This is a genomic window from Novosphingobium sp. 9, assembly GCF_025340265.1.
Lineage (GTDB): Bacteria > Pseudomonadota > Alphaproteobacteria > Sphingomonadales > Sphingomonadaceae > Novosphingobium.
Map to the genome: position 1 here is coordinate 1,430,534 of NZ_CP022707.1, position 19,922 is coordinate 1,450,455.

The following is a 19,922-nucleotide window of genomic DNA, read 5'->3' on the forward strand; positions in this document are numbered from 1 at the left end:
GTCAGGGGCGAACGATAGGCTTCAGAACCACGCCGCTTTCGCTGTCGGCGATGGCCTGGTTGATCTCTTCGAGCGGGTAGAACTTCACCAGCTTGTCGAAGGGGAACTTGCCCTGGCTCCACAGGTCGATCAGCTGCGGGATGAACACCTGCGGCACGCTGTCGCCTTCGATGATGCCGCGCACGGTACGACCGAACAGCAGCGTGTTCATGTCGAGGCTGGCGCATACGCCCATGTTGGCGGCGCCGATCAGCCCGCAGGTGCCCGGAATGCTCAGGGCATCGACGGCCTGTTCCAGCACCTTGGAGACACCGGTGCATTCCAGCGTGAAGTTCACGCCCGCGCCATCGGTGAGCGCGCGGATCGCCTCGACGGTGTTCTCGCGCCCGCCGTTGACGACGTGCGTCGCGCCCAGTTCCTTCGCCAGTTCAAGGCGCGAATCGTGCAGATCGACGACGATGATCTTGGTGCAACCGACGGCCGCTGCGGCCATCACGGCGGAGAGGCCGACCGAGCCTGCGCCGAACACCGCGATGGATGAACCCGCATGGGGCTTCAACGCATTGAGCACCGCGCCCGCGCCGGTGGAGATGCCGCAGCCCAGCGGGCCCATCAGTTCCAGCGGCACGTCCTGCCGGATCTTCACGGCATTGCGCTCGGTGGCGATGGCATACGTACCGAAGCTCGACTGGGCGAAGAATGCGGTGCCAAGGTCGTGGCCATGGCAGTCGCAGGTGGACTGGCTGCCGTCCATGCGCGCGCCCTTGAAGTTGCGGTCGTAGAATTCGCTGCAATAGCCCGGCAGGCCCGAGCGGCAGTTGCCGCACACGCCGCACGAACCGAACGCCAGAACGACATGATCGCCCGCCTTCAGCGTGGTGACGCCCGCGCCGACCTTCTCGACGATGCCGGCGCCTTCGTGACCGAGCACCAGCGGCAGCGGCACCGGATAGCCCTGATCGCGCACGACCATGTCGGTGTGGCACACGCCGGTTCCGACGATGCGCACCAGAACCTCGTCGGCGCGCGGCTCGCCGAAGACCACGTCTTCGACCGAGAGCGGCTGCGCCTTGTCGCGCGCGATGGCGGCCTTACCTTCCAGCATCCTTGTTCACTCCGTTTCTTGTTATTTCGGACACCGGGCGCCCCCCTTCGCCCGGCCTATTGTCTTCAGACCGAACGCCCGCCATCGACGGGAAGTTCGACGCCGGTGATGTAGTCCGCCTGCGCAAGGTAGAGCGCGGCTTCGGCCACGTCGTTCGGCTGGCACAGGCGGCCCAGCGGGATCGAGGCCATGAACTTGTCGCGGTTCTCGGGGGTGTCGGGCACGCCCATGAAGTCGGCCAGCATGCCGGTGACGCCCATCACCGGGGCGATCGCGTTGACGCGGATGTTCATCGGCGCGAACTCGACGGCGAGCGCCTTGGACAGCACGTTGGTCGCGCCCTTCGAGCCTGCGTACCACGAAAGGCCGGGGCGCGGGCGGATGCCCGAAACCGAACCGACGTTCAGGATCACGCCGCCACCGTTGTCGCGCATCGCCGGGACCACCGACTGCACCATCAGGTAGACGCTCTTGATGTTGACGGCGAGCACGCGGTCGAAGGTCTCTTCGTCCACTTCCAGCGCGGGCTGGTTCTTGTGGGTATACCCGGCATTATTGATGACGATCTGCGGCACGCCCAGCTTCTCGACCGTGGTGGCGACCACCGCCTCGATATCGGCGCGCTTGCTGACGTCGGCACGCAGGGCGATCGCGGTGCCTTCTCCTGCCTCAGCGGTAATAGCGTCGGCGACGGCCTGCGCCTTCTCCAGATTGAGATCGACGATCGCGACCTTGGTGCCCAGCGCGGCGAAGCGATGCGCCATCGCCTCGCCGAAGCCGCTTGCCGCGCCGGTAATCAGCGCGACCTTGCCTTGCAGTTCCATCCTCTACTCCTTGGGTATGCCTTGAATTTCGTAGACCCGGCGTTTGCGACCCGTCGGGCGTATCCGTGTGATCAATCAGCCGTGGTTCAGCACCATCGTCTTGGTCTTGCTGAAGTCATGAAGGGCGGCGAAGCCCTTCTCGCGGCCATGGCCGCTCTTGCCCGCGCCGCCGAAGGGCAGTTCGATGCCCGCGCCCGCACCGTAGCAGTTCACGAAGACCTGGCCTGCACGCACGCGCTTGACCATGCGCATCTGGCGCCCGCCGTCGCGCGTCCACACGGCGGCGACAAGGCCGTAGTCGGTGGCGTTGGCGAGGGCCACGGCATCCGCCTCGTCGTCGAAAGGCAGCACCGTCAGCACCGGGCCGAACACTTCCTCGTTGGCGATCACGTTGTCGCGCGGCACCGGGCCGAGCAGGGTGGGGGCGACGTAGAAGCCGTCCTTCGCCACGCCCGCATCGAGCTTGCCCCGCGCCAGCACCGGGATGCCGTCCGCCGCCGCCTGATCGAGGAAGCTCTGGACGCGGGCCTGCTGCTTGGCGGTGATGATCGGTCCGCAGTCGAGGTCCATCTCCGGCGCGCCGACGCGCACTTTCTCGAACTCGGCGGCGAGGCGTGCGACGAACTGGTCGTGCACCGAGCGCTCGACCAGCAGGCGGCTGCCTGCCGAGCAGGTCTGGCCGCTGTTCTGGACGATGGCCTTGACGATCACCGGGATCGCGGCGTCGAAATCGGCATCGGCGAAGACGATCTGCGGGCTCTTGCCGCCCAGTTCCAGCGTGCAGGTGATGTAGTGATCGGCGCAGAGCTTCTGGATGATCTGGCCGACCTGCGGCGATCCGGTGAACGACATGAAGTCCACTCCGTGATGCGCCGCCAGCGCTGCGCCCGCCGTGGCGCCGCGTCCGGTCACGATGTTCAGCGCGCCCTCGGGGAAGCCTGCTTCGGCGGCCAGTTCCACCAGTCGCAGCGCGCTGGCCGAAGCGTCCTCGGCAGGCTTGAGCACCGTTGCATTGCCCACCGCGAGCGCAGGGGCGAGGGTGCGGCCGAACATCTGCGCGGGATAGTTCCACGGCAGAATATGACCGGTGACGCCGTGCGGTTCGTGGATCACGCCGACGTGATAGCCCGAAAGGTAGGGAATGGTCTCGCCGTGTAGCTTGTCCGCCGCGCCGCCGTAGAACTCGAAGTAGCGGGCGAGCGCGACGATATCGGCATCGGCCACGCTCTTGGGCTTGCCGGTGTCGCGCGCCTCGATGGCGGAAAGCTCGGCGGCGTTCGACAGGATCAGATCGCCCAGACGCGTCAGCATCCGCCCGCGCTCGGTGGCGGTGGTGCGGCCCCAGGCACCCTCGTCGAAGGCCTTGCGCGCGGCGCGCACGGCCAGATCGACATCGGCCTCGGTGCTGTCGGGAATTTCGCCATAGCTCTTGCCGGTGGCAGGCTCGATCACCGGCAGGCTCGCGTCGGTCTGCGGATCGACCCAGGCGCCGCCAATGAAATTGCGGCTGAAATCGACTTTCATGTTCATCCTCCGGGTGGGCGTCGTCTCGCCTCGTCTGATGTCGGGATAGCCAGTCCTCGCCATATGGTCTAATAGCGGTTTCAGTAGATTTCGATTAGATCTGGATATGGAACTCAGGCACCTTCGCTATGCCCTCGCCGTGGCCGAGGATCTGCACTTCACCCGCGCCGCGCAGCGCCTCGGCATCGCGCAGCCGCCGCTCAGCCAGCAGATCAAGGCGCTGGAGAGCGAACTGGGCACCCAGCTGTTCCACCGCCTGACGCGCGGGGTGGAGCTGACCGAGGCGGGGCGCGCCTTCATGCCCTATGCGCAGGCCGCGCTCGCCGCTGCCGATCAGGCGATCCACGCCGCCAGGCGCGCCGCGCGGGGCGAGATCGGTGGCCTCTCGATCGGCTTCACCAGCTCGGCCTCGTTCAACCCGATGGTCCCGCGCATCATCGGGCGGTTGCGGGAGAGGCACCCCGACCTTGCGATCACGCTGGTCGAGCAGACCACCGTGCGGCTGCTGGAAGCGCTGGAGGACGGCAGCCTCGACGTCGCCTTCCTGCGTCCGACGCTGGGCGAGACCGACGGCCTCGTCACTCGCCGCCTGCCCGACGAGGCGCTGTGGGTGGCGATGCCCGCGCGGCACCGGTTGGCGGGGCGGGCGGAAGTCGATCTGGTCGATCTGGCGGGCGATCCCTTCATCCTCTACCCGCGCAGCAACGGGCGCCTGCTTTACGACAGCATCATCGCCGCTTGCCGCAACGCCGGATTCTCGCCTCGCATCGCGCAGGAGGCGCCACAGATGGCCTCGACCGTGAACCTCGTCGCGGCGGGCGTGGGCGTGGCGCTGGTGCCCGAATCGATGTGCCAGCTGCACACGCAGGGCGTGACTTACGCGCGCATCGCCGGAGACGGCCCCCGCGCCCAGATGGTCGTCGCCCACCGCCGCGTCGGTGCGCTCAGCCCCGCCGTGCGCAACTTCATCGCCTGCGTGACGGCGGAGGGGTAGGGGAGAGGGGGCTCCATTGCATGCGCCTCCCGCCACCCTCGCCCAGCCTGAGCGGGGGAAGTGTGTGGGGCGGAGAACTGCGGTAAGCAGGGCGTTCGGAATTGAAGCCAAGGCTGCACGGCGCGTCCCTCGTTTCGTCATTCCCGCGCAGGCGGGAATCCAGATCCACGCCCTCGACCGGATCGGACGCTGCCGGGTTACGCCAGCTGGATCCCCGCCTGCGCGGGGATGACGAAACGAGGGACGGAAGCGCTTTCCTTGACGAGAATTTTGAAGCTAAGCTGAGGGTATTTAACCGCTACCCGGAATGCATCGCCATCTATGTCTTTGGCAAATAGCAAGTTTGTGATCGACGGCTCACGACGCAAGGCTTTCCTCAAGGCTCTGGGATCGGCAGTTTTCGGTGCAGTCGGTTTCTGGATGACTGGCACGTCGGGAACCAGCCGCCACCCGACGTGGGAGATACACGCACTTGGATGGTTTGTTGTCGTTGCGATGGCGGCAAATCTGGTTTCGGCGATGCTCGCATCCGTTCAGCCGAACAGACTGGTCATCGACAGCACCGGCTTTCGCGTAAAGCGGTGTTTTCGGTCGGAGTGTAGCTATCGATGGGAGGACATCGACCGGCTTTGGGTGTTTCAGTCAAAAGCGTCTCGCACGGTTCGGTTTGTGGTCTGGACCTATACGCCGGAGTCCGGGCTGGTGACGCCTGTCCGGCGCGGTCGCGACTACGACGGCTGGTTGCCTGCCGCATGGACGCTAAGCGTGGACGAAGTGGCGGCGGAACTGTCCGCCGCCAAAACTCGCGCACTGTCGCAGGGCTGACGCGCAAAGCGCCAGCCCACCCCATCACCCCGCGATCATCCGGGCGCCGCGCCAGCCGATCAGGATCGAGGGCGCATTGGTGTTGCCGGTGGTGATCGTGGGCATCACCGAGGCGTCGGCGACGCGCAGGCCTTCGATGCCGTAGACGCGAAGTTGCGGATCGACGACGGATTCTGCGTCGGTGCCCATCTTCGCAGTGCCCACCGGGTGGAAGTAGGTCGAGACCGACTTCTGCAGGAAGTCGCGATAGGCCTCGGGGCTGTCGACGGCGGCGGCGGGCATCAGTTCGGACTTGCGGATATCCTTGTAGGCATCCGAATTGCCGATCTCGCGCGCGAGGTTGGTCGCGGCCTTCAGCGCGATCAGGTCCTGTCCCGATTGCAGGTAGTTCGGATCGATCACCGGGTTGGCGCGCGGATCGGCCGAGGTGATCGTCACCGCGCCGCGCGACTTGGGGCGCATCACGCCGCACAGGATCGCATAGCCGTGGGTCTGCTGGAGCTTCAGCTCCTTGGTGGCGAAGGGCACGCTGACGTAGAGCGCGTTGATGTCCGGCGCGGGCTGATCGGGCGTGGACTTCCACCACATGTAGACTTCGGAGTGGTTGTAGTTGGTGGGCGGCACCGGGTGCTTGGCCTCGAAGTTGACGCCCGCGCCCAGCACATGGTCCTGTAGGTTGCGCCCGACGCCCGGCAGGTCGACGACCGGGGTGATGCCCAGACGCTTGAGGTGCGCGGCCTCGCCGATGCCCGACAGCGTCAGCAGCTTGGGGGTGATGACCGCGCCTGCCGAGAGGATCACTTCCTTGTTGGCGCGCACCGTCACCGGGCGCCCGGCGTGGAGATACTGCACGCCCACGCAGCGCCCGTTCTCGATCACCAGCTTGAGCACCGGGGCCTCGGTCAGCACCGTCAGCTTGCGGCCCGCATCGATGGCGGGGCGCAGGAAGGCGACGGCGGTGTTCTGGCGCTTGCCCGCATAGACGGTGAAGTTCACCCAGGCCGGGCCTTCCAGCGTGCCGCCGTTGAAGTCCTTCGTCTCCGGGTAGCCGAGCGATTTCGCGCCTTCCATGAACGCTCGCGCGCCTTCGTGGCCCTTGGCCGGATCGGGCTGGGTGACGTGGAGCGGGCCGCCTGCACCGCGCAGGGCGCTGGCGCCGCCCTGCCAGTCTTCCAGCGCCTTGTATTCGGGCAGCACCGAGTCCCAGCCCCAGCCGGTGGCGCCGTTGTAGTCCCAGTCGTCATAGTCCTTGGCCGAGCCGCGGCAGTAGATCATGCAGTTGACGCTGGAGCAGCCGCCAAGGCCTTCGCCGCGCGGATAGGGCACGACGCGGTTCTGGGCGTGGATCTGCGGCGCGGTCTCGTAGGTCTTGGTGAACGGCGAGGCGAGCGCGGCGGGCCACTGCGAGGGATCGGTGATCAGCGGGTTGAGATCGGACAGGCCGCCTTCGAGCACCAGCACCGAGGCATCGGTGCGCTTGGCCAGTTCGCCTGCCAGCGTCGCGCCGGACGATCCCGCGCCGATCACGATATAGTCGGCAGCGGCAACGGGCGAGGTTTCGCGGGTCGATTGCGCGAAGGCCTTGCCGCCCGACAGCCACAGGGCATCGGCGAGGGCAAACGCTGCACCTGCGGCCATGGCGCGGCCGATGAAGCTGCGGCGATCGATGGCGCCGGCGGCATGGTCCTTGAGCACGCGCGCGAGGCGTACCGTATCGAGTACGTTGTCCATTCGATCCTCTTTCCCAATATTCGCGTCCGTGTTCACGATGACGTTTCGCGAACCGCCTTCGGGCGTTCTGTGTCGTTCGGTGTATGCTCTGGGGGCGTTTCTGCCCCGTCTCTGTCGTTTCTGTCCGGCGCGCCCCCCCGGTTGGGGAGCGGCGCGCCGGAAGGGATCAGAAGATCCTCAGGATGCGCAGCTGGCCGCGAATTCCCTCGCGAAATCCGTTCTCTACCGACAGGTCGGTGCCGACCTGCGTCATCAGCTGCCACTTGGGCGACAGCGTGCGGCGCCAGGTGCCGAGGACCGAGGTGGTGCCGGTGCGATTGTCCTGCGCGATGCCGTCGATCTTGGTCTCGCCACCGCCGACGTACATCAGGCGGGCATTGATTTCGTTTTTGTCGTCAATGAGATAGCGGGCAAAGCCCTGCACGCGCCAGGTGGTTTTCTGGGTCAGCGTGGAAGAAGATGCGCCGTAATCGGTGTTCTTGCCGTAGACCATCACGTCACCAGCCACTTCGGCCACGAAATGCTTGCCGAATCCTTGCGAATAGACCGCCTGGAACGAGCCTTTCCAGCGGTTCTCGCCCATGTTCAGCCCGCGCTCGGCCTTGTAGTCGCCGGTCGGAATATAGAGGTAGGGCGTGACGCCGAAGTAGGACTGGCTGTCCTTGTTCTCATAGAGCCACAGGGTGCTGACAAGGATGGTGTCGCCAAAGCCGGTGGTCTTGCCAAGGCTCTTGGTGGAGCCGCCGCCTTCCAGATGGCCGAAGGGCTGGAGGACCTGATAATCCAGCGTCATTCCGGCGATCTTGGTGAACCCGACATAACGCGCGATGGCGACGGCAGTATCGAGCTTGGCGTCGTCGTCCACCTTCTTGCCATCGGCGTAAAGCGAATCCGAATGGGCATACTGCATGTAGACGAGTGCGAGCTGGGTGCCGGGAGGGGCGGGCACGTAGTCGCCTGCGTCGATCGCCTGCGCCATCGCGGGCGCGGCAAAGCTCGCAGCGCCGAAGCTCAGCGCGGCAGAGGCCAGCAACCGCATGAAAAGTGGACGAGACATAATCCGGCGCGGGGCGACAGCGCGAAAGGGCATCGTATTCCTCTCCTGTTTTCTCTTTTTCGAAAGGCGCCTGAAAAAACGCCTTGTTGGAAACCTTATTGCGTGCGGAAACTCGCGCGTATATCGCCGATTGGGCAAAACTGGTTTCGCGTTTTGCGAAACTTGGAGAAGGAGATCGGTGCTCTGATCCGGGACTTGGTAACTCTGCGACTGTTCGTTCGCGCAGCCGAAACCGGTACGCTCAGCGAAGCGGCGGAGCAGTCGAACCTCGCGCTGGCGGCGGCCTCACGGCGTATCGCCACGATGGAGGAGCGTTTCGGCGTCCAGCTGTTTCGCCGGTCTCGCCATGGGCTTAGCGTCACACCGGCAGGAGCGGCTTTGCTTGAGAGTGCGCGAAACCTGCTCGAACAGGCGCGCGCCATCGACAGCGAGATGGCGGACTTCGCGGGCGGTATGCGGGGCACGATCCGCATCCACACGAATCCCTCGGCGATTACCCAGTTTCTGCCCGCCGATCTTGCGGCTTTCGCTGCCCAGCGCCCCGATCTGCGCCTCGATCTGGAGGAAAACCTCAGTTGCGATGTGGTGAGTGCGGTAAGCGAGGGCCGGGCGGACCTTGGCATCGTTATCGGCGGCACGGCGACAGGCTCGCTGGAGACGATCCCCTACCGTTCCGATCATCTGGCATTGCTGGCGCCGCGCGGCATGTTCGGCGACCGGGACAGCATTGCCTTCGCCGAAGTGCAGGAGCGGGATTTCGTGGGCCTCGTCAATTCTACTGCGCTGACCACGCTGCTGCTGGAGCAGGCCTCGCGCGCGGAGCGGGTTTTGCGCCTGCATATGCAGGTGCGCAGTTTCGATGGCGTGTGCCGGATGGTCGAGGCGGGGTTCGGCCTTGGCGTGCTGCCGCTGATGGCTGCGCGCGGGTTCGCCGCCTCGATGGATCTCGATGTGATCGCGCTGACGGATGCCTGGGCGACGCGGCGCATGCTGCTGTGCCTGCCATCGGGCACGGCGCCGGGATCGGCGGGCCATGCGCTGGCCCGTCACTTGGCGGCGTTTGCAGAAAAGGATATGATTTGAAACGGATAGGTCTATCCAAAAGCCCCGCTACCGAGGGTACAAGCAAATCGCCTATTGCGCTGTTCGCCGCTGGACATATCGTGGTTTGCGATGAATGTCCGAGCCCCGACAGGTTGCGGCAGGTCGGCATCTGACAGGGCTACAAGACGAACACCATGCCACATCTCGATCTTCTGCATGCAGCCGCAGGGTTGCTGGTCGGCCTGCTTGTCGGGCTGACGGGCGTTGGCGGCGGCTCGTTGATGACCCCGCTGCTGGTGCTGATGTTCGGCGTCAGCCCCAAGACCGCCATCGGCACGGATCTGCTGTTCGCCGCGGCCACCAAGATCACCGGCTCGGCGGTTCACGGCCTGCGCGATTCGGTGGACTGGGACATCGTGCGCCGTCTGGCGATCGGCAGCGTTCCGGCGGCTTTGGCGACGCTGGGGTTGCTGGCGTGGTTCGGCGATGTCGGCCCGGCCAGCGAGCATGGCATCATGATCGCGCTCTCGGTGCTGCTGGCGATCACCGCAGTAACGGTGCTGTTCCGCAACCAGTTGATCGGCTTTGCCCATGGCCTCGATCCGATGGGCCCCCCTCGGCGCGTGACGCTGGGGACCATCGTGCTGGGCGCGGCGATCGGCGCGGCGGTCTCGATCTCCTCGGTCGGCGCCGGGGCCATCGGCATGAGCGTGCTGCTGATGCTGTACCCGCGTCTGCCGATCACGCGCATCGTGGGTTCGGATATCGCTCATGCCGTGCCGCTGGCGCTGATCGCCGGGTTCGGTCACTGGATCATTGGCGATGTCAATCTGGTGCTGCTGCTCAGCCTGCTGCTGGGCTCCGTTCCAGGCGTGATCGTGGGCAGCATGCTGTCGAGCCGGGCTTCGGACAATCTGCTGAGGCCGTTGCTGGCGCTGGTGCTGGCGGTTTCGGCCTATCAGCTTTACGCCAAGGCCTCGACCCCGGTCGTGCCGGTGGCCCATGCGGCAAGCGTCGGAGCGGCGGCTGCTCATCCCTGATACCAAAGCTTGATGATCTTGAGTCATCGAGCTTTGGTTAAGCTCGTGCGGCGCTTGAGCATTGCCAAGGCGTGATGCGTCAGCATCTTAGCGCCTTGGTATGATGCCTGAAAGGTCCGGTCCGGGTTGACCCGTCGCGGCCGGTCCGCGACAACGGGTTTCAACCTGCTGGAGACATTCTTGGAAACCGTCACGATAGTCCTGATCCTGCTGCTGGCCGTCATCGTCAGCGGCACCATCTCGCGGATCGTGCCCTTGCCGTTTCCACGCCCGCTGTTCCAGATCGCTCTTGGCGCGGTGATCGGCCTGACGGGCGAATGGCGGGTCATGCTGGACCCGGACCTCTTCTTTCTGCTGTTCCTGCCGCCGCTGCTGTTCATCGATGGCTGGCGTATCCCGCGCGAGGAACTGTTCCGCGACGGCAAGACCGTGCTCGAACTCGCGCTGGGCCTTGTGGTCTTCACGGTTCTGGGCGTCGGTTTCCTGATCCACTGGCTGATCCCGGCGATGCCGCTGGCGGTCTGCTTTGCGCTGGCCGCCGTCGTCTCTCCCACCGACCCGATCGCGGTGTCCGCCATCGCCCAGCGCGTGCCTATCCCCAAGCGGATGATGCATATCCTCGAAGGGGAATCGCTGCTGAATGATGCGTCCGGCCTTGTCTGCCTGCGCTTCGCGATTGCGGCGGCGCTGACCGGAGCCTTCTCGATCAAGGCGGCGGCCCTGAGCTTCCTGTGGATGTCGCTGGGTGGGCTCGCCTCCGGCGTGCTGGTCGCCTGGGGTATTTCGCGTATCAAGAGCTGGATCACCAAGCGTTACGGCAATGACGATGGCGCGCAGGTTCTGGTCAGCGTGCTGATCCCCTTTGCGGCCTATCTGCTGGCCGAGCATCTGCACTGTTCGGGCATTCTGGCCGCTGTCGCCGCCGGTCTGACGATGGGCTTCGTCGAGGTGCCCGGCGAGATCGAGGCGAATACGCGCCTGCGTCGCACAGGCCTGTGGGACATGCTCCAGTTCACTCTCAACGGCATCATCTTCGTGCTGCTGGGCGAACAGTTGCCGGTGGTGTTCGAAGGCGCGCGCCAGATCGTGCAGGTGACGGGGCATCTGCATGTCGGCTGGCTGGCGGTCTATGTGCTGGCGATCAACGTGGGGCTGGCGCTGTTGCGCTTCGTGTGGGTGTGGGTCTCGCTGCGCCTGACGTTCTTTCGCGCCGGAGAGCGGCATCGTTCGCCCAACTGGCGCATCGTCGCGGCAATGTCCGTCGCGGGCGTGCGCGGCGCGATCACGCTGGCGGGTGTGCTGACGCTGCCGCTGGCCATGCCCGATGGCTCGGCCTTCCCGGCGCGCAGTCTGGCCATCCTGCTGGCGATGGGTGTCATCATCTTCTCGCTGGTGGTCGCCAGCGTGGCGTTGCCATGGTTGCTGAACGGACTGACCCTGCCGCCCGAGCCATCGCACGCGGCAGAAGAGGATGCGGCACGCGTGGCGGCGGCGCAGGCGGCGATTGCCGCTGTCGAGCTTGCCGAGCACACGATGGCCCATGGCAAGGACGATGCCGATATGTACGTCACTGTCGCCGCCCGGATCATGGACGCCTACCGCCAGCGCATCGACAGTCGCAGCCTTGAAGGAGAGGAGCGTCTCTCGCTGGGCCTGCGCGAACAGGTTGAGCGTCACTTGCGGCTGGCAGGCTTGCGCGCCGAACGCCGGGCGATTTCGGATATGGCGCGCCGTCAGGAGATCGGCACCGAGATCACCCGCAAGCTGCTGCGCGAGATCGACCTGATGGAAGCGCGCATTCTCGCCTGAACGGATACCGTCGGCTCAATTTTGCAGCATCAGGCCTGCAGCATCAGGCGATAGCCGATGCCGGGCTCATTGCGCAGCAGACGGGGGCTTGCGGGATCGACCTCCAGCTTGCGCCGGATGGCGCGCGCGGCGACGCGCAGATATTCCACATCCTGTTCGTGCCCCGGCCCCCATACCGCGCGCAGCAACTGGGCGTGGGTGACGACACGTCCGGCATTGCGCGCCAGTTCCTCCAGAAAGCCGAACTCCTTGGGGGTAAGGTGTACTTCCGCACCGCTTCGCCGCACGATCCGCATCGCCAGATCGATCTCCAGCCCGTCGTATCCGATCGGCGCGGCAGAGACATCGGAGCGGGCACGATGGCGCAGCGCCGTGCGGACCCGTGCAAGCACTTCAGCACTGTCGAACGGTTTGGAGATATAATCGTCCGCTCCGAGATCGAGCGCTTCCACTTTCTGCTCGGTGGCATCGCGGGCTGAAATTACGACGATCCCGGTCCGCTCGTGCAGCAGCGGGATCAGTTCCAGCCCGTCGCGGTCGGGCAATCCAAGGTCGAGCAGAATCAGCGCGGGGCATTCCCGTCCCACTGCATCCAGCGCTTCGGTCGCCGTCATGGCCTCGGCGACGCGATAGCCCGCCGACGACAGCTCCGCCCGTAGTAACTGGCGGATGGCCGGTTCGTCATCGACGACGAGAATGGTGGGTTCGGTCGAGATCACAGGCACTATGGCTGGGGCCATTCCTTCAGCAACGGCGCCGGAAAGGACAGGGTGAAGCGGGCGCCGGAACTGCCGTCGATACGGTTGGCAGCGCGAACGCTCAACCCCATGGCCATTGCGAAACCGTGTACGATGGCAAGGCCGAGGCCGGTGCCGCCGGTCCGGTCCGAGCCTTCGATGCGCGCGAACGTCTCGAATATCCGGATCTCTTCGCCTGCGGGGATGCCGGGACCGTGATCGGTGATTTCAAGATCGAGGCCGTGTGCGTGACGGATCGCGCGAAGCTCGATCGGGCCATCTTCGGTTCCGTATTTCGCGGCATTCCCGATCAGGTTGGTAAGGCACAGGTGCAGCAGATGCGGATCGACCATGACCATCGGCGTGTCGGCGGGCATGTCCTGAAGCACGATCTGATCGACCAGTACGGAACGCAACTCCTGCAAGGCTTCCGCCAGAGCTTCGTCGAGAGCGACCGGCTCGATCCGCACCTGCACCGCGCCGGCCTCGATGCGGGCCATGTCGAGCAGGTTGACGACGAAGCGGTGAAGGCGCCCGGCCTCGCGGCGTGCGGTGGCGATCTGCGCCTGTTGTTGCGGTTCGTCGGGGCGAATGGCGGCCAGCGTCCCGATGATCGTCGTCAGCGGTGTGCGCAGATCGTGACTGACCGAGGAGAGCAGGGCATGGCGTAGCCGCTCGCGCTCGCGGGCCTGGGAAAGCTGGGCCATCTCTTCCTCCAGCACGATCCGTTCGAGTGCGAGTGCGGCTTGATCGAGCAGGCTGTGCAGCAGGGGGAGGTGATCGGCGCGTATCGGCAAGGCGGCATCGCGCCGGGCAATCCCGAACACACCGATCGGGCGTTCGCCTGAGCCGACTGCGTGGAACAGCCATTCCGAAGATGTCACCGTATCGGAACTGCGTCCGGTCGGGAGACGGTGTTGATAGGCCCATTCGGCCGCAATCAGATCGAGCAGTTCCAGCCTTGCGCCGGTTGGCCAGCTCCAGCGCCGGGAGAAGGGCTGGGCACCGGCTCCGGTTTCGTCGGCCATCAGAAAGATCGTGTCGGCATCGAGCAGTGCCGCGATTTCGGTGCAGAGCAGTGTAGCCAGTTCCTCGATCCGCACTATCGCTGCCAGCTGTCCGGCGAAGCCGGCCAGCGTGCTGTTCTGCGCCGCGCTGCCCTGCGCCTGCAAGGCGTGGTCTCTTACCCGCGCGGCCATCTGGCTGATGACGACCGCCACGGCCAGGAGGATCAGCACGGTCAGGAGATTGCGGGGGTCCTCGATGGTGAACGTGCGGGTGGGAGGCAGGAAGAAGAAGTTGTAGATGAGCGAGGAGGCCAGGCTTGTCGTAATGCCGACCTGCAGGCCGTACCGGGTCGCTGCAACCATGACGGGCAGCAGGTAGAGCAAGCCCAGATCGGCAATGTTTCCGGTCGACAGGATTCCCCAGCCGATCAGTGTGACCGCCAGAACCAGCCCGAGGGATAGCGCATAACCCTGCCAGCGTGCCGAAGGCATGTCCTGGGGCATGCGGTGCAAGGGCGTCTGCTTCGGTTCGGATGCAGCAGGCACGACATGGAGCGTGATGTCGGGAGCCTCGCGCAAAAGCCGGTCAACGATGGTATCCCGGCGTAGCCTGCGCCACCATGAGCGGGGCGATCTTGCGAGGATCAGCTGGGTGGCGTGGGTGGTACTGACGCGGCGGCGCAGGCCATCGAAGACCGAGCTCGCCGGAAGTGTGGCGACATGGCCGCCGAGCGTCGTCGCGAGATGCAGGGCGGCGCTTACCCGTTCGCGCTCCGCAACGGAAAAGCGCGCAGCCTGCGGCGTCTCCACATGAACAGCGCTCCACGATGCCTGCATCGCGTCGGCCATGCGGTGGGCGACCCGCACGAGATCGCGGGCGTTCGCATTCTCGCCCACAGCGACGAGGATGTGGGCCGGGGCGCCGGGCTTTGCATGGGCTGTGGGAGGCTCAGAATGGCGCGCGAGATCGTTCACGCGGTTGCTTGTGCGCCGATCGGGGGTTTTCCGTCCAGCGTGAACTTTTGAGGTCATGGCCCAAACGCGCGGGCGACATCCTGTCCTCAGCATGCGCAGAATGCCGGAGATCACGATGCGATCATCGTCAATCTCAGGCTCACCCGGCTTGCCTCGGGGCGGATGTGACTGATTGCCTCCAGGAAACGCTCGCTCTCTTTCTGAGGGCTCAAAGGGCGCTCTGGTCCGAGACGGAAGGCATGCGGTCTTCTTGCAGGAACGGACGCAGGCATGCCGGAACGGTATAACGCGGGCGGCGTATTCAATACGACGCGGCGCGTGGCACGGGCGTAAGCGAAAAGGCATGACCGACGAGACCGCCTCCTCTTCCGATCCCCAAACCGTGATCCTGTTGCCGGGCCTGCTGTGCGATGCCGCGATCTGGACTGATCAGGTCGCGGCACTGGCTCCTTGCTACAGGGTGATGGTGCTGGATCCGGGGGAACGGGCGTCGATCACGCAGATGGCAGAGCGCGTTCTGGCCGAAGGGCCGCTGCGTTTCTCGCTGGCGGGGCATTCGATGGGCGCGCGCGTGGCGATGGAAGTCGCTCGCCTTGCGCCGCATCGCATCGCGCGGCTAGCACTGCTCGATACGGGCGCGCATCCGGTCCGGTCGGGCGAAGCCGAGAAGCGGCAGGTCATGCTGGATATTTCCGCGGGTCAGGGCATGCGTGCGCTGGCCGATGCCTGGCTGCCGCCGATGGTGGGAGAAGCGCGGTTTGCCGAAGACGAGGCTTTGCGCGAGACGCTTTACGCCATGGTCGAGCGAATGACTCCGGCGATCCACCGGGCGCAGATCGCGGCGCTGCTGGCCCGGCCCGATGCGATGGCGGGCCTTGCCGCCTTGCGTGACATGGGCTCCTGTCCGGCGCTGATCGGGGTCGGGCGTGACGACCGCTGGAGCCCTCCCGAGCAGCATGAGGCTATCGTCGCGGCTTTGCCAGAAGCGCGGTTCGTGATTTTCGAAGGTGCGGGCCATATGGCTCCGCTGGAAGCGCCTGATGCGGTCAGCGCGGCGCTGCTGGCGTGGATGGCAATGCCGATAAAAGCGGGGCCGATAAAAACTGGGCCGATAAAAGAGGTGTCGGCACCAGAGACGTCGGTGTCGCAGACGGACGGGGCAACCGTGCGATGACCGAAACGATAGACCGGCTGGAGCGCATGCTCGCTGAACATGCCATAGCGCGGCGGATCGTTGCTTTCGCGGCGGCCAATGACGGGCATGACGCACAAGGTGTGGCGGCGATGTTCGTGCTGGAAGGGCGTTTCGCAAGACCGACCGATCCCGACCGTCCGGTCATCGGGCGCGAGGCCATCCTCGCCTTCTTTCGGGATCGCCCGGCGCGTGTCACGCGCCATGTCATGACCAATATCCTCGTCGAGATCGACAGCCCGGACCATGCTCGCGCGCAAAGCGTGGTGACACTCCACACCGGGGAGCGAGGGGAGACAGTGATGGTGGGCGGCTTCTCGGACGAACTGGTGCGGGAGGCCAATGGGGAATGGTATTTCCTGTCGCGATGCGGCTCGCTGGCCTTTGTATGATGACATGTACTGAAAACAGGTGGCATTTTGAGTAACCGTTCGGTTCTGAGCAACCGGTAGTTTCCGAAGATCTTCCGATTTTAGAATTTCTTACCGCTCGAATTGTGCGGGATGGGACAGTCTCGTTCCTCACGTGCCTGCGCAAAGGGTTGTGGAACCTCTCGATCTCATGAACGCGTTCTGCCGCTCGCTCGCGTGTTTTGTGAATATGGCGCCGGATGCGCTGACGCTGGAACGAGCGGAAGAAGCTGTCGATTACAGCGTAGCCACAACAGTTGCCGTGCAGGCGCATCGAATGCTTAAGACTGTGCGTTCGAATGAGAGCGGTTCCGTCCGTGCTGGCGAACTGCGAGCCTCGATCGCCCCGCCTTCAAATCCCGACACGCTCCCTTCCCGGAGACCATGTTTGGCTTTGAGGTAAACCGCAGGTTCCTGATCTGACCTCAAGGCAGGCCAGGTGCTCCCGGTTTGCGGTATTGGCCTTACCTTTATCTTGAATAGGGCTATGCGCGAGGGTTGTTTCATATTATGGTCTTTCGTAACATATAATGGGAGTTTCGGGCTGTTTGCGCGAAATTGTTACGGAGAGGTATGCCATGCGGCGATCATGGGCATTTTTGGCAAGTGCGCTGGCGATAGGTATTGGCCTGACCACAAGTGCCATGGCGCAGCGCGCTTCTGTTGCGACCGTGTCACCGCGACAGAGCTATAACTTCGATCGCGACTGGCGCATGGCAGTGGCAGACAACGCCGGTTTTGCGACGCCTGCCTTCGACGACAGCGCCTGGAAGCCGGTAAGCCTGCCGCATGCCTTCAACGAGGATCAGGCCTTCGCCATCGACGGGCACGACCATGCCGAAGGGATCATCTGGTATCGCAAGCATTTCACGCTGCCTGCCGATGCACCGAAGGGGGAAGCGCTGCTGGAGTTCCAGGGCGTTCGGCAGGCGGCCGAGGTCTGGGTCAACGGGCAAAAGCTGGGTTTCAGCGAGAACGGGGTGATGGCCTTCGGGGTCGATATCACGGCGGCGCTGAAGCCGGGGGACAACGTGGTCGCCGTTCGGGTGGACAACCACTGGGACTATCGCGAGCGCGCGACGAACACCAAGTTCCAGTGGGAAGACAAGAACTTCTACGCCAACTTCGGCGGGATCAACAAGTCGGTGCGGCTGCATCTGACCGGCCCGGTCTATCAGACATTGCCGTTGTACAGTTCGCTGGGGACGAGCGGCAGCTATATCTGGGCGGATGCCTACGACGTGTCGCATGGCGCCGCGACGGTCCATGCCGAAGCGCAAGTGCGCAATGCCTCGGCCAAGCCGATGGACGTGCGCTATTCGGTGCTGGTGCGCGATCTTCAGGGGCGGCAGGTCGCCCGCTTCGAGGGTGAGCGAGGAACGCTGGCGGCAGGCGCGACGGTGACGCTTCACGCGCAGCAGCGACTGTCCGGGCTTCACTTCTGGAGCTGGGGCTACGGCTATCTCTATACCGTTACCGGCATCCTTTCCGATGCCGGCGGCAAGGTGATCGACGCGATCGATACCCGGACCGGCTTTCGGGAGACCCGCTTCGATCATGGCGAGGTGCGGCTGAACGGCCGGGTGCTCCAGCTCAAGGGCTATGCGCAGCGCTCGACAAATGAATGGGCGGCTGTCGGACCCGATGTGCCGCCCTGGGTCAGCGATCTGTCCAACGGCATGATCACCGGCAGCAACGGCAATCTGGTGCGCTGGATGCATGTGACGCCTGCCAAGCAGGATATTGAAAGCGCGGACAGGCTCGGGCTGATCGAGGCGATGCCCGCCGGGGATTCCGAAGGCGATCCCACCGGGCGGCGCTGGGACCAGCGGGTCGAGGTCATGCGCGATGCGATCATCTACAACCGCAACAATCCCTCGATCCTGTTCTACGAGAGCGGCAATCACGGCATTACCGATGCGCATATGGCGCAGATGCGCGCGCTGAAGGCACGCTGGGACCCGCATGGAGGCCGCGCCATCGGTGCCCGCGAGATGCTGGGCAGCGATCCTGCGAATAACGGCGCCGAGTACGGCGGCGAGATGCTCTATATCAACAAGAGCGCGGGCAAGCCGCTCTGGGCGATGGAATACTCGCGTGACGAGGCCGCGCGCGCCTATCAGGACGACTGGACGCCGCCGTTTCACAAGGACGCGCCCGACTACAACCGCAATGTCGAGAGCATGGCGGTGGAGGACGTGCGCCGCTGGTGGGACTATTATCAGCAACGCCCCGGCGGCGGCGATCGCGTGAGTGCGGGCGGGGTCAAGATCGGCTTTACCGATTCCAATTCGCATTTCCGGGGCGACAACAACTATCGCCGCTCGGGCGTGGTCGATGCGGTGCGGCTGCCCAAGGACCCGTGGTTCGTGCATCAGGCGATGTGGGACGGCTGGGTCGAATCCGGGGGGCATCATCTCCATATCCTAGGGCACTGGACTTATCCGGAAAGCACGGTGAAGCCGGTCTACGTCGTGGCCAATGCCGAACGGGTGGAGCTTTTCCTCAACGGCCTGTCGCTGGGACAGGGACAGCGCGACAGCGGCTTCCTGTTCACCTTCCCCGATGTGCATTTCAGGCCCGGCACGCTGAAGGCCGTGGCCACGTTCGCCGATGGCACGACCACACAGGAGAACCTGACCACGGCAGGCGCACCGGTCGCCATCCGGCTGACGCCGCGCACCGGCCCGCGCGGCTTCGTGGCCGATGGCACCGATCTTGCGCTGGTCGATGTCGAAGTGGTGGATGGCAAGGGTCAGCGCGTGCCGACCGCGTTCAATCCGGTCGACTTCACGCTGACCGGCGCTGCGCAATGGCGCGGCGGTATCGCGCAAGGGGACAGTTCGGGCAGGCCCCGCCCGACGCAGGCGGTCATGGCGCCGACGTATGCGGGAACGACCAGCTTTGCCGGTACGGCGCGGGGCGAAGACAACTATATTCTCGCCAGACATCTACCGGTCGAACTGGGCGTCAACCGCGTACTGGTGCGCTCGACCACGCAGGCAGGCTCGGTCCATCTTGAGGCCAGTTCTCCCGGCCTCAAGAGCGCCTCGATCGATCTGAAGACGGTGGCCGCGCCGGTGAAGGGCGGTCTCTCGACGCAGTTTGCGGAGGATGCGCAACCTTCCGACCTCTCGCGCGGGCCTACGCCGCCGGGCGATTCCGTAGTGCCCCGGTTCGTCACCCTGCACCCGGTCGCGATCACCGCCGGATCGAACCAGACCAACGCGGCAAAGAGCCATGACGACAACGAGGCGACGACCTGGAGCAGCGACGGCAAGCCCGATACGGCGTGGATCGAGTATCGCTTTGCCAAGCCGCAGTCCGTGGCGGAACTCTCGCTGCGCCTCACCGGCTGGCGCATCCGCAGCTATCCGATCCAGGTCACACTGGACGGCAAGGTCATCTACGAAGGCGAAACGCCCAAGTCTCTCGGATATGTGAGCCTGCCGATGGGCAAGGGCGCTGCGGGCACAAGGCTGCGCATCGCGTTGACCGGACCGACGGCGGATCGGGACGCCTTCGGCAAGATCGTCGAGGTGAAGAACGACAAGGTTGCCGCCAGCGTGGGCGCAGATGCCGTTCCCGCGGGCTGGCATCTCAGCATCGTCGAGGCCGATCTGCTCGGCCCGGTGGCGAAGTAGGAGG

The 19,922-nt window shown here is 65.0% G+C and carries 15 protein-coding genes; 8 read left to right on the forward strand and 7 right to left on the reverse strand.

Annotation, left to right across the window (positions count from 1 at the left end; translation table 11 throughout):
• Position 1: 1 nt before the first annotated feature.
• From CI805_RS07255 to CI805_RS07265, 3 genes are all read right to left on the reverse strand, one after another.
• Positions 2-1,105, reverse strand: coding sequence for an NAD(P)-dependent alcohol dehydrogenase (locus tag CI805_RS07255; RefSeq protein ID WP_260927586.1), 1,104 nt, complete (start codon positions 1,103-1,105; stop codon positions 2-4).
• 65 nt (positions 1,106-1,170) lie between these two features.
• Positions 1,171-1,929 (reverse strand): glucose 1-dehydrogenase, encoded by a 759-nt coding sequence (locus tag CI805_RS07260; RefSeq protein ID WP_260927587.1) that lies wholly within the window; start codon positions 1,927-1,929, stop codon positions 1,171-1,173.
• Between the two features lie 75 nt (positions 1,930-2,004).
• Positions 2,005-3,453, reverse strand: a complete 1,449-nt coding sequence (locus tag CI805_RS07265) for an aldehyde dehydrogenase family protein (RefSeq protein WP_260927588.1) — start codon at positions 3,451-3,453, stop codon at positions 2,005-2,007.
• 106 nt (positions 3,454-3,559) lie between these two features.
• Here CI805_RS07265 and CI805_RS07270 point away from each other — a divergent pair, with 106 nt between their 5' ends.
• On the forward strand, positions 3,560-4,447 hold the full coding sequence (locus CI805_RS07270; RefSeq protein ID WP_260927589.1) for a LysR family transcriptional regulator: 888 nt from the start codon (positions 3,560-3,562) through the stop codon (positions 4,445-4,447).
• Positions 4,448-4,792: 345 nt separating this feature from the next.
• On the forward strand, positions 4,793-5,272 hold the full coding sequence (locus CI805_RS07275; RefSeq protein ID WP_260927592.1) for a hypothetical protein: 480 nt from the start codon (positions 4,793-4,795) through the stop codon (positions 5,270-5,272).
• Positions 5,273-5,296: 24 nt separating this feature from the next.
• Here the strand turns inward: CI805_RS07275 and CI805_RS07280 are convergent, their stop codons facing one another.
• The gene (locus CI805_RS07280) at positions 5,297-7,003 is read right to left on the reverse strand and encodes a GMC family oxidoreductase (RefSeq protein ID WP_260927594.1); all 1,707 of its coding nucleotides are present in this window, start codon (positions 7,001-7,003) and stop codon (positions 5,297-5,299) included.
• A 166-nt stretch (positions 7,004-7,169) separates the two neighbouring features.
• Complete coding sequence (locus CI805_RS07285) at positions 7,170-8,093, reverse strand: transporter (RefSeq protein ID WP_260927596.1); 924 nt, start codon at positions 8,091-8,093, stop codon at positions 7,170-7,172.
• Between the two features lie 162 nt (positions 8,094-8,255).
• Between CI805_RS07285 and CI805_RS07290 the strand changes: the two genes are divergently transcribed.
• The 3 genes from CI805_RS07290 to CI805_RS07300 all read left to right on the forward strand — a co-directional run bounded on the left by CI805_RS07290 (position 8,256) and on the right by CI805_RS07300 (position 11,953).
• Positions 8,256-9,143 (forward strand): LysR substrate-binding domain-containing protein, encoded by an 888-nt coding sequence (locus CI805_RS07290; protein ID WP_260927603.1) that lies wholly within the window; start codon positions 8,256-8,258, stop codon positions 9,141-9,143.
• Positions 9,144-9,298: 155 nt separating this feature from the next.
• Positions 9,299-10,144 carry a sulfite exporter TauE/SafE family protein gene (locus tag CI805_RS07295; protein ID WP_260927605.1) on the forward strand — a complete coding sequence of 282 codons (846 nt, stop codon included), beginning with the start codon at positions 9,299-9,301 and terminating at the stop codon, positions 10,142-10,144.
• Between the two features lie 180 nt (positions 10,145-10,324).
• Positions 10,325-11,953, forward strand: a complete 1,629-nt coding sequence (locus tag CI805_RS07300) for a Na+/H+ antiporter (RefSeq protein ID WP_260927607.1) — start codon at positions 10,325-10,327, stop codon at positions 11,951-11,953.
• 29 nt (positions 11,954-11,982) lie between these two features.
• On the opposite strand, the gene CI805_RS07305 is transcribed toward CI805_RS07300, so the two are convergent.
• Complete coding sequence (locus CI805_RS07305) at positions 11,983-12,669, reverse strand: response regulator (RefSeq protein WP_260927852.1); 687 nt, start codon at positions 12,667-12,669, stop codon at positions 11,983-11,985.
• Between the two features lie 8 nt (positions 12,670-12,677).
• Positions 12,678-14,672: a DUF4118 domain-containing protein gene (locus tag CI805_RS07310; protein WP_260927609.1), complete on the reverse strand. Its 1,995-nt coding sequence runs from the start codon at positions 14,670-14,672 to the stop codon at positions 12,678-12,680.
• Between the two features lie 343 nt (positions 14,673-15,015).
• On the opposite strand from CI805_RS07310, the gene CI805_RS07315 reads away from it, so the two are divergent.
• The 3 genes from CI805_RS07315 to CI805_RS07325 all read left to right on the forward strand — a co-directional run bounded on the left by CI805_RS07315 (position 15,016) and on the right by CI805_RS07325 (position 19,918).
• The gene (locus tag CI805_RS07315) at positions 15,016-15,846 is read left to right on the forward strand and encodes an alpha/beta fold hydrolase (protein ID WP_260927611.1); all 831 of its coding nucleotides are present in this window, start codon (positions 15,016-15,018) and stop codon (positions 15,844-15,846) included.
• Entirely contained in the window at positions 15,843-16,256 is a 414-nt protein-coding gene (locus CI805_RS07320) for a nuclear transport factor 2 family protein (RefSeq protein WP_260927613.1), read from the forward strand. Before CI805_RS07315 ends, CI805_RS07320 begins: the two co-directional genes overlap by 4 nt.
• Before the next feature lie 662 nt (positions 16,257-16,918).
• Positions 16,919-19,918 (forward strand): sugar-binding domain-containing protein, encoded by a 3,000-nt coding sequence (locus CI805_RS07325; RefSeq protein ID WP_260927616.1) that lies wholly within the window; start codon positions 16,919-16,921, stop codon positions 19,916-19,918.
• The last annotated feature ends 4 nt before the right edge of the window (positions 19,919-19,922 follow it).

Coding starts and splice junctions, on each gene's coding strand:
- CI805_RS07320 (WP_260927613.1), top strand. CDS start 15,843: ATGACCGAAACGATAGACCGGCTGGAGCGCATGCTCGCTGAACATGCC.
- CI805_RS07285 (WP_260927596.1), bottom strand. CDS start 8,093: ATGCCCTTTCGCGCTGTCGCCCCGCGCCGGATTATGTCTCGTCCACTT.
- CI805_RS07315 (WP_260927611.1), top strand. CDS start 15,016: ATGACCGACGAGACCGCCTCCTCTTCCGATCCCCAAACCGTGATCCTG.
- CI805_RS07255 (WP_260927586.1), bottom strand. CDS start 1,105: ATGCTGGAAGGTAAGGCCGCCATCGCGCGCGACAAGGCGCAGCCGCTC.
- CI805_RS07295 (WP_260927605.1), top strand. CDS start 9,299: ATGCCACATCTCGATCTTCTGCATGCAGCCGCAGGGTTGCTGGTCGGC.
- CI805_RS07265 (WP_260927588.1), bottom strand. CDS start 3,453: ATGAAAGTCGATTTCAGCCGCAATTTCATTGGCGGCGCCTGGGTCGAT.
- CI805_RS07325 (WP_260927616.1), top strand. CDS start 16,919: ATGGCGCAGCGCGCTTCTGTTGCGACCGTGTCACCGCGACAGAGCTAT.
- CI805_RS07280 (WP_260927594.1), bottom strand. CDS start 7,003: ATGGACAACGTACTCGATACGGTACGCCTCGCGCGCGTGCTCAAGGAC.
- CI805_RS07260 (WP_260927587.1), bottom strand. CDS start 1,929: ATGGAACTGCAAGGCAAGGTCGCGCTGATTACCGGCGCGGCAAGCGGC.
- CI805_RS07270 (WP_260927589.1), top strand. CDS start 3,560: ATGGAACTCAGGCACCTTCGCTATGCCCTCGCCGTGGCCGAGGATCTG.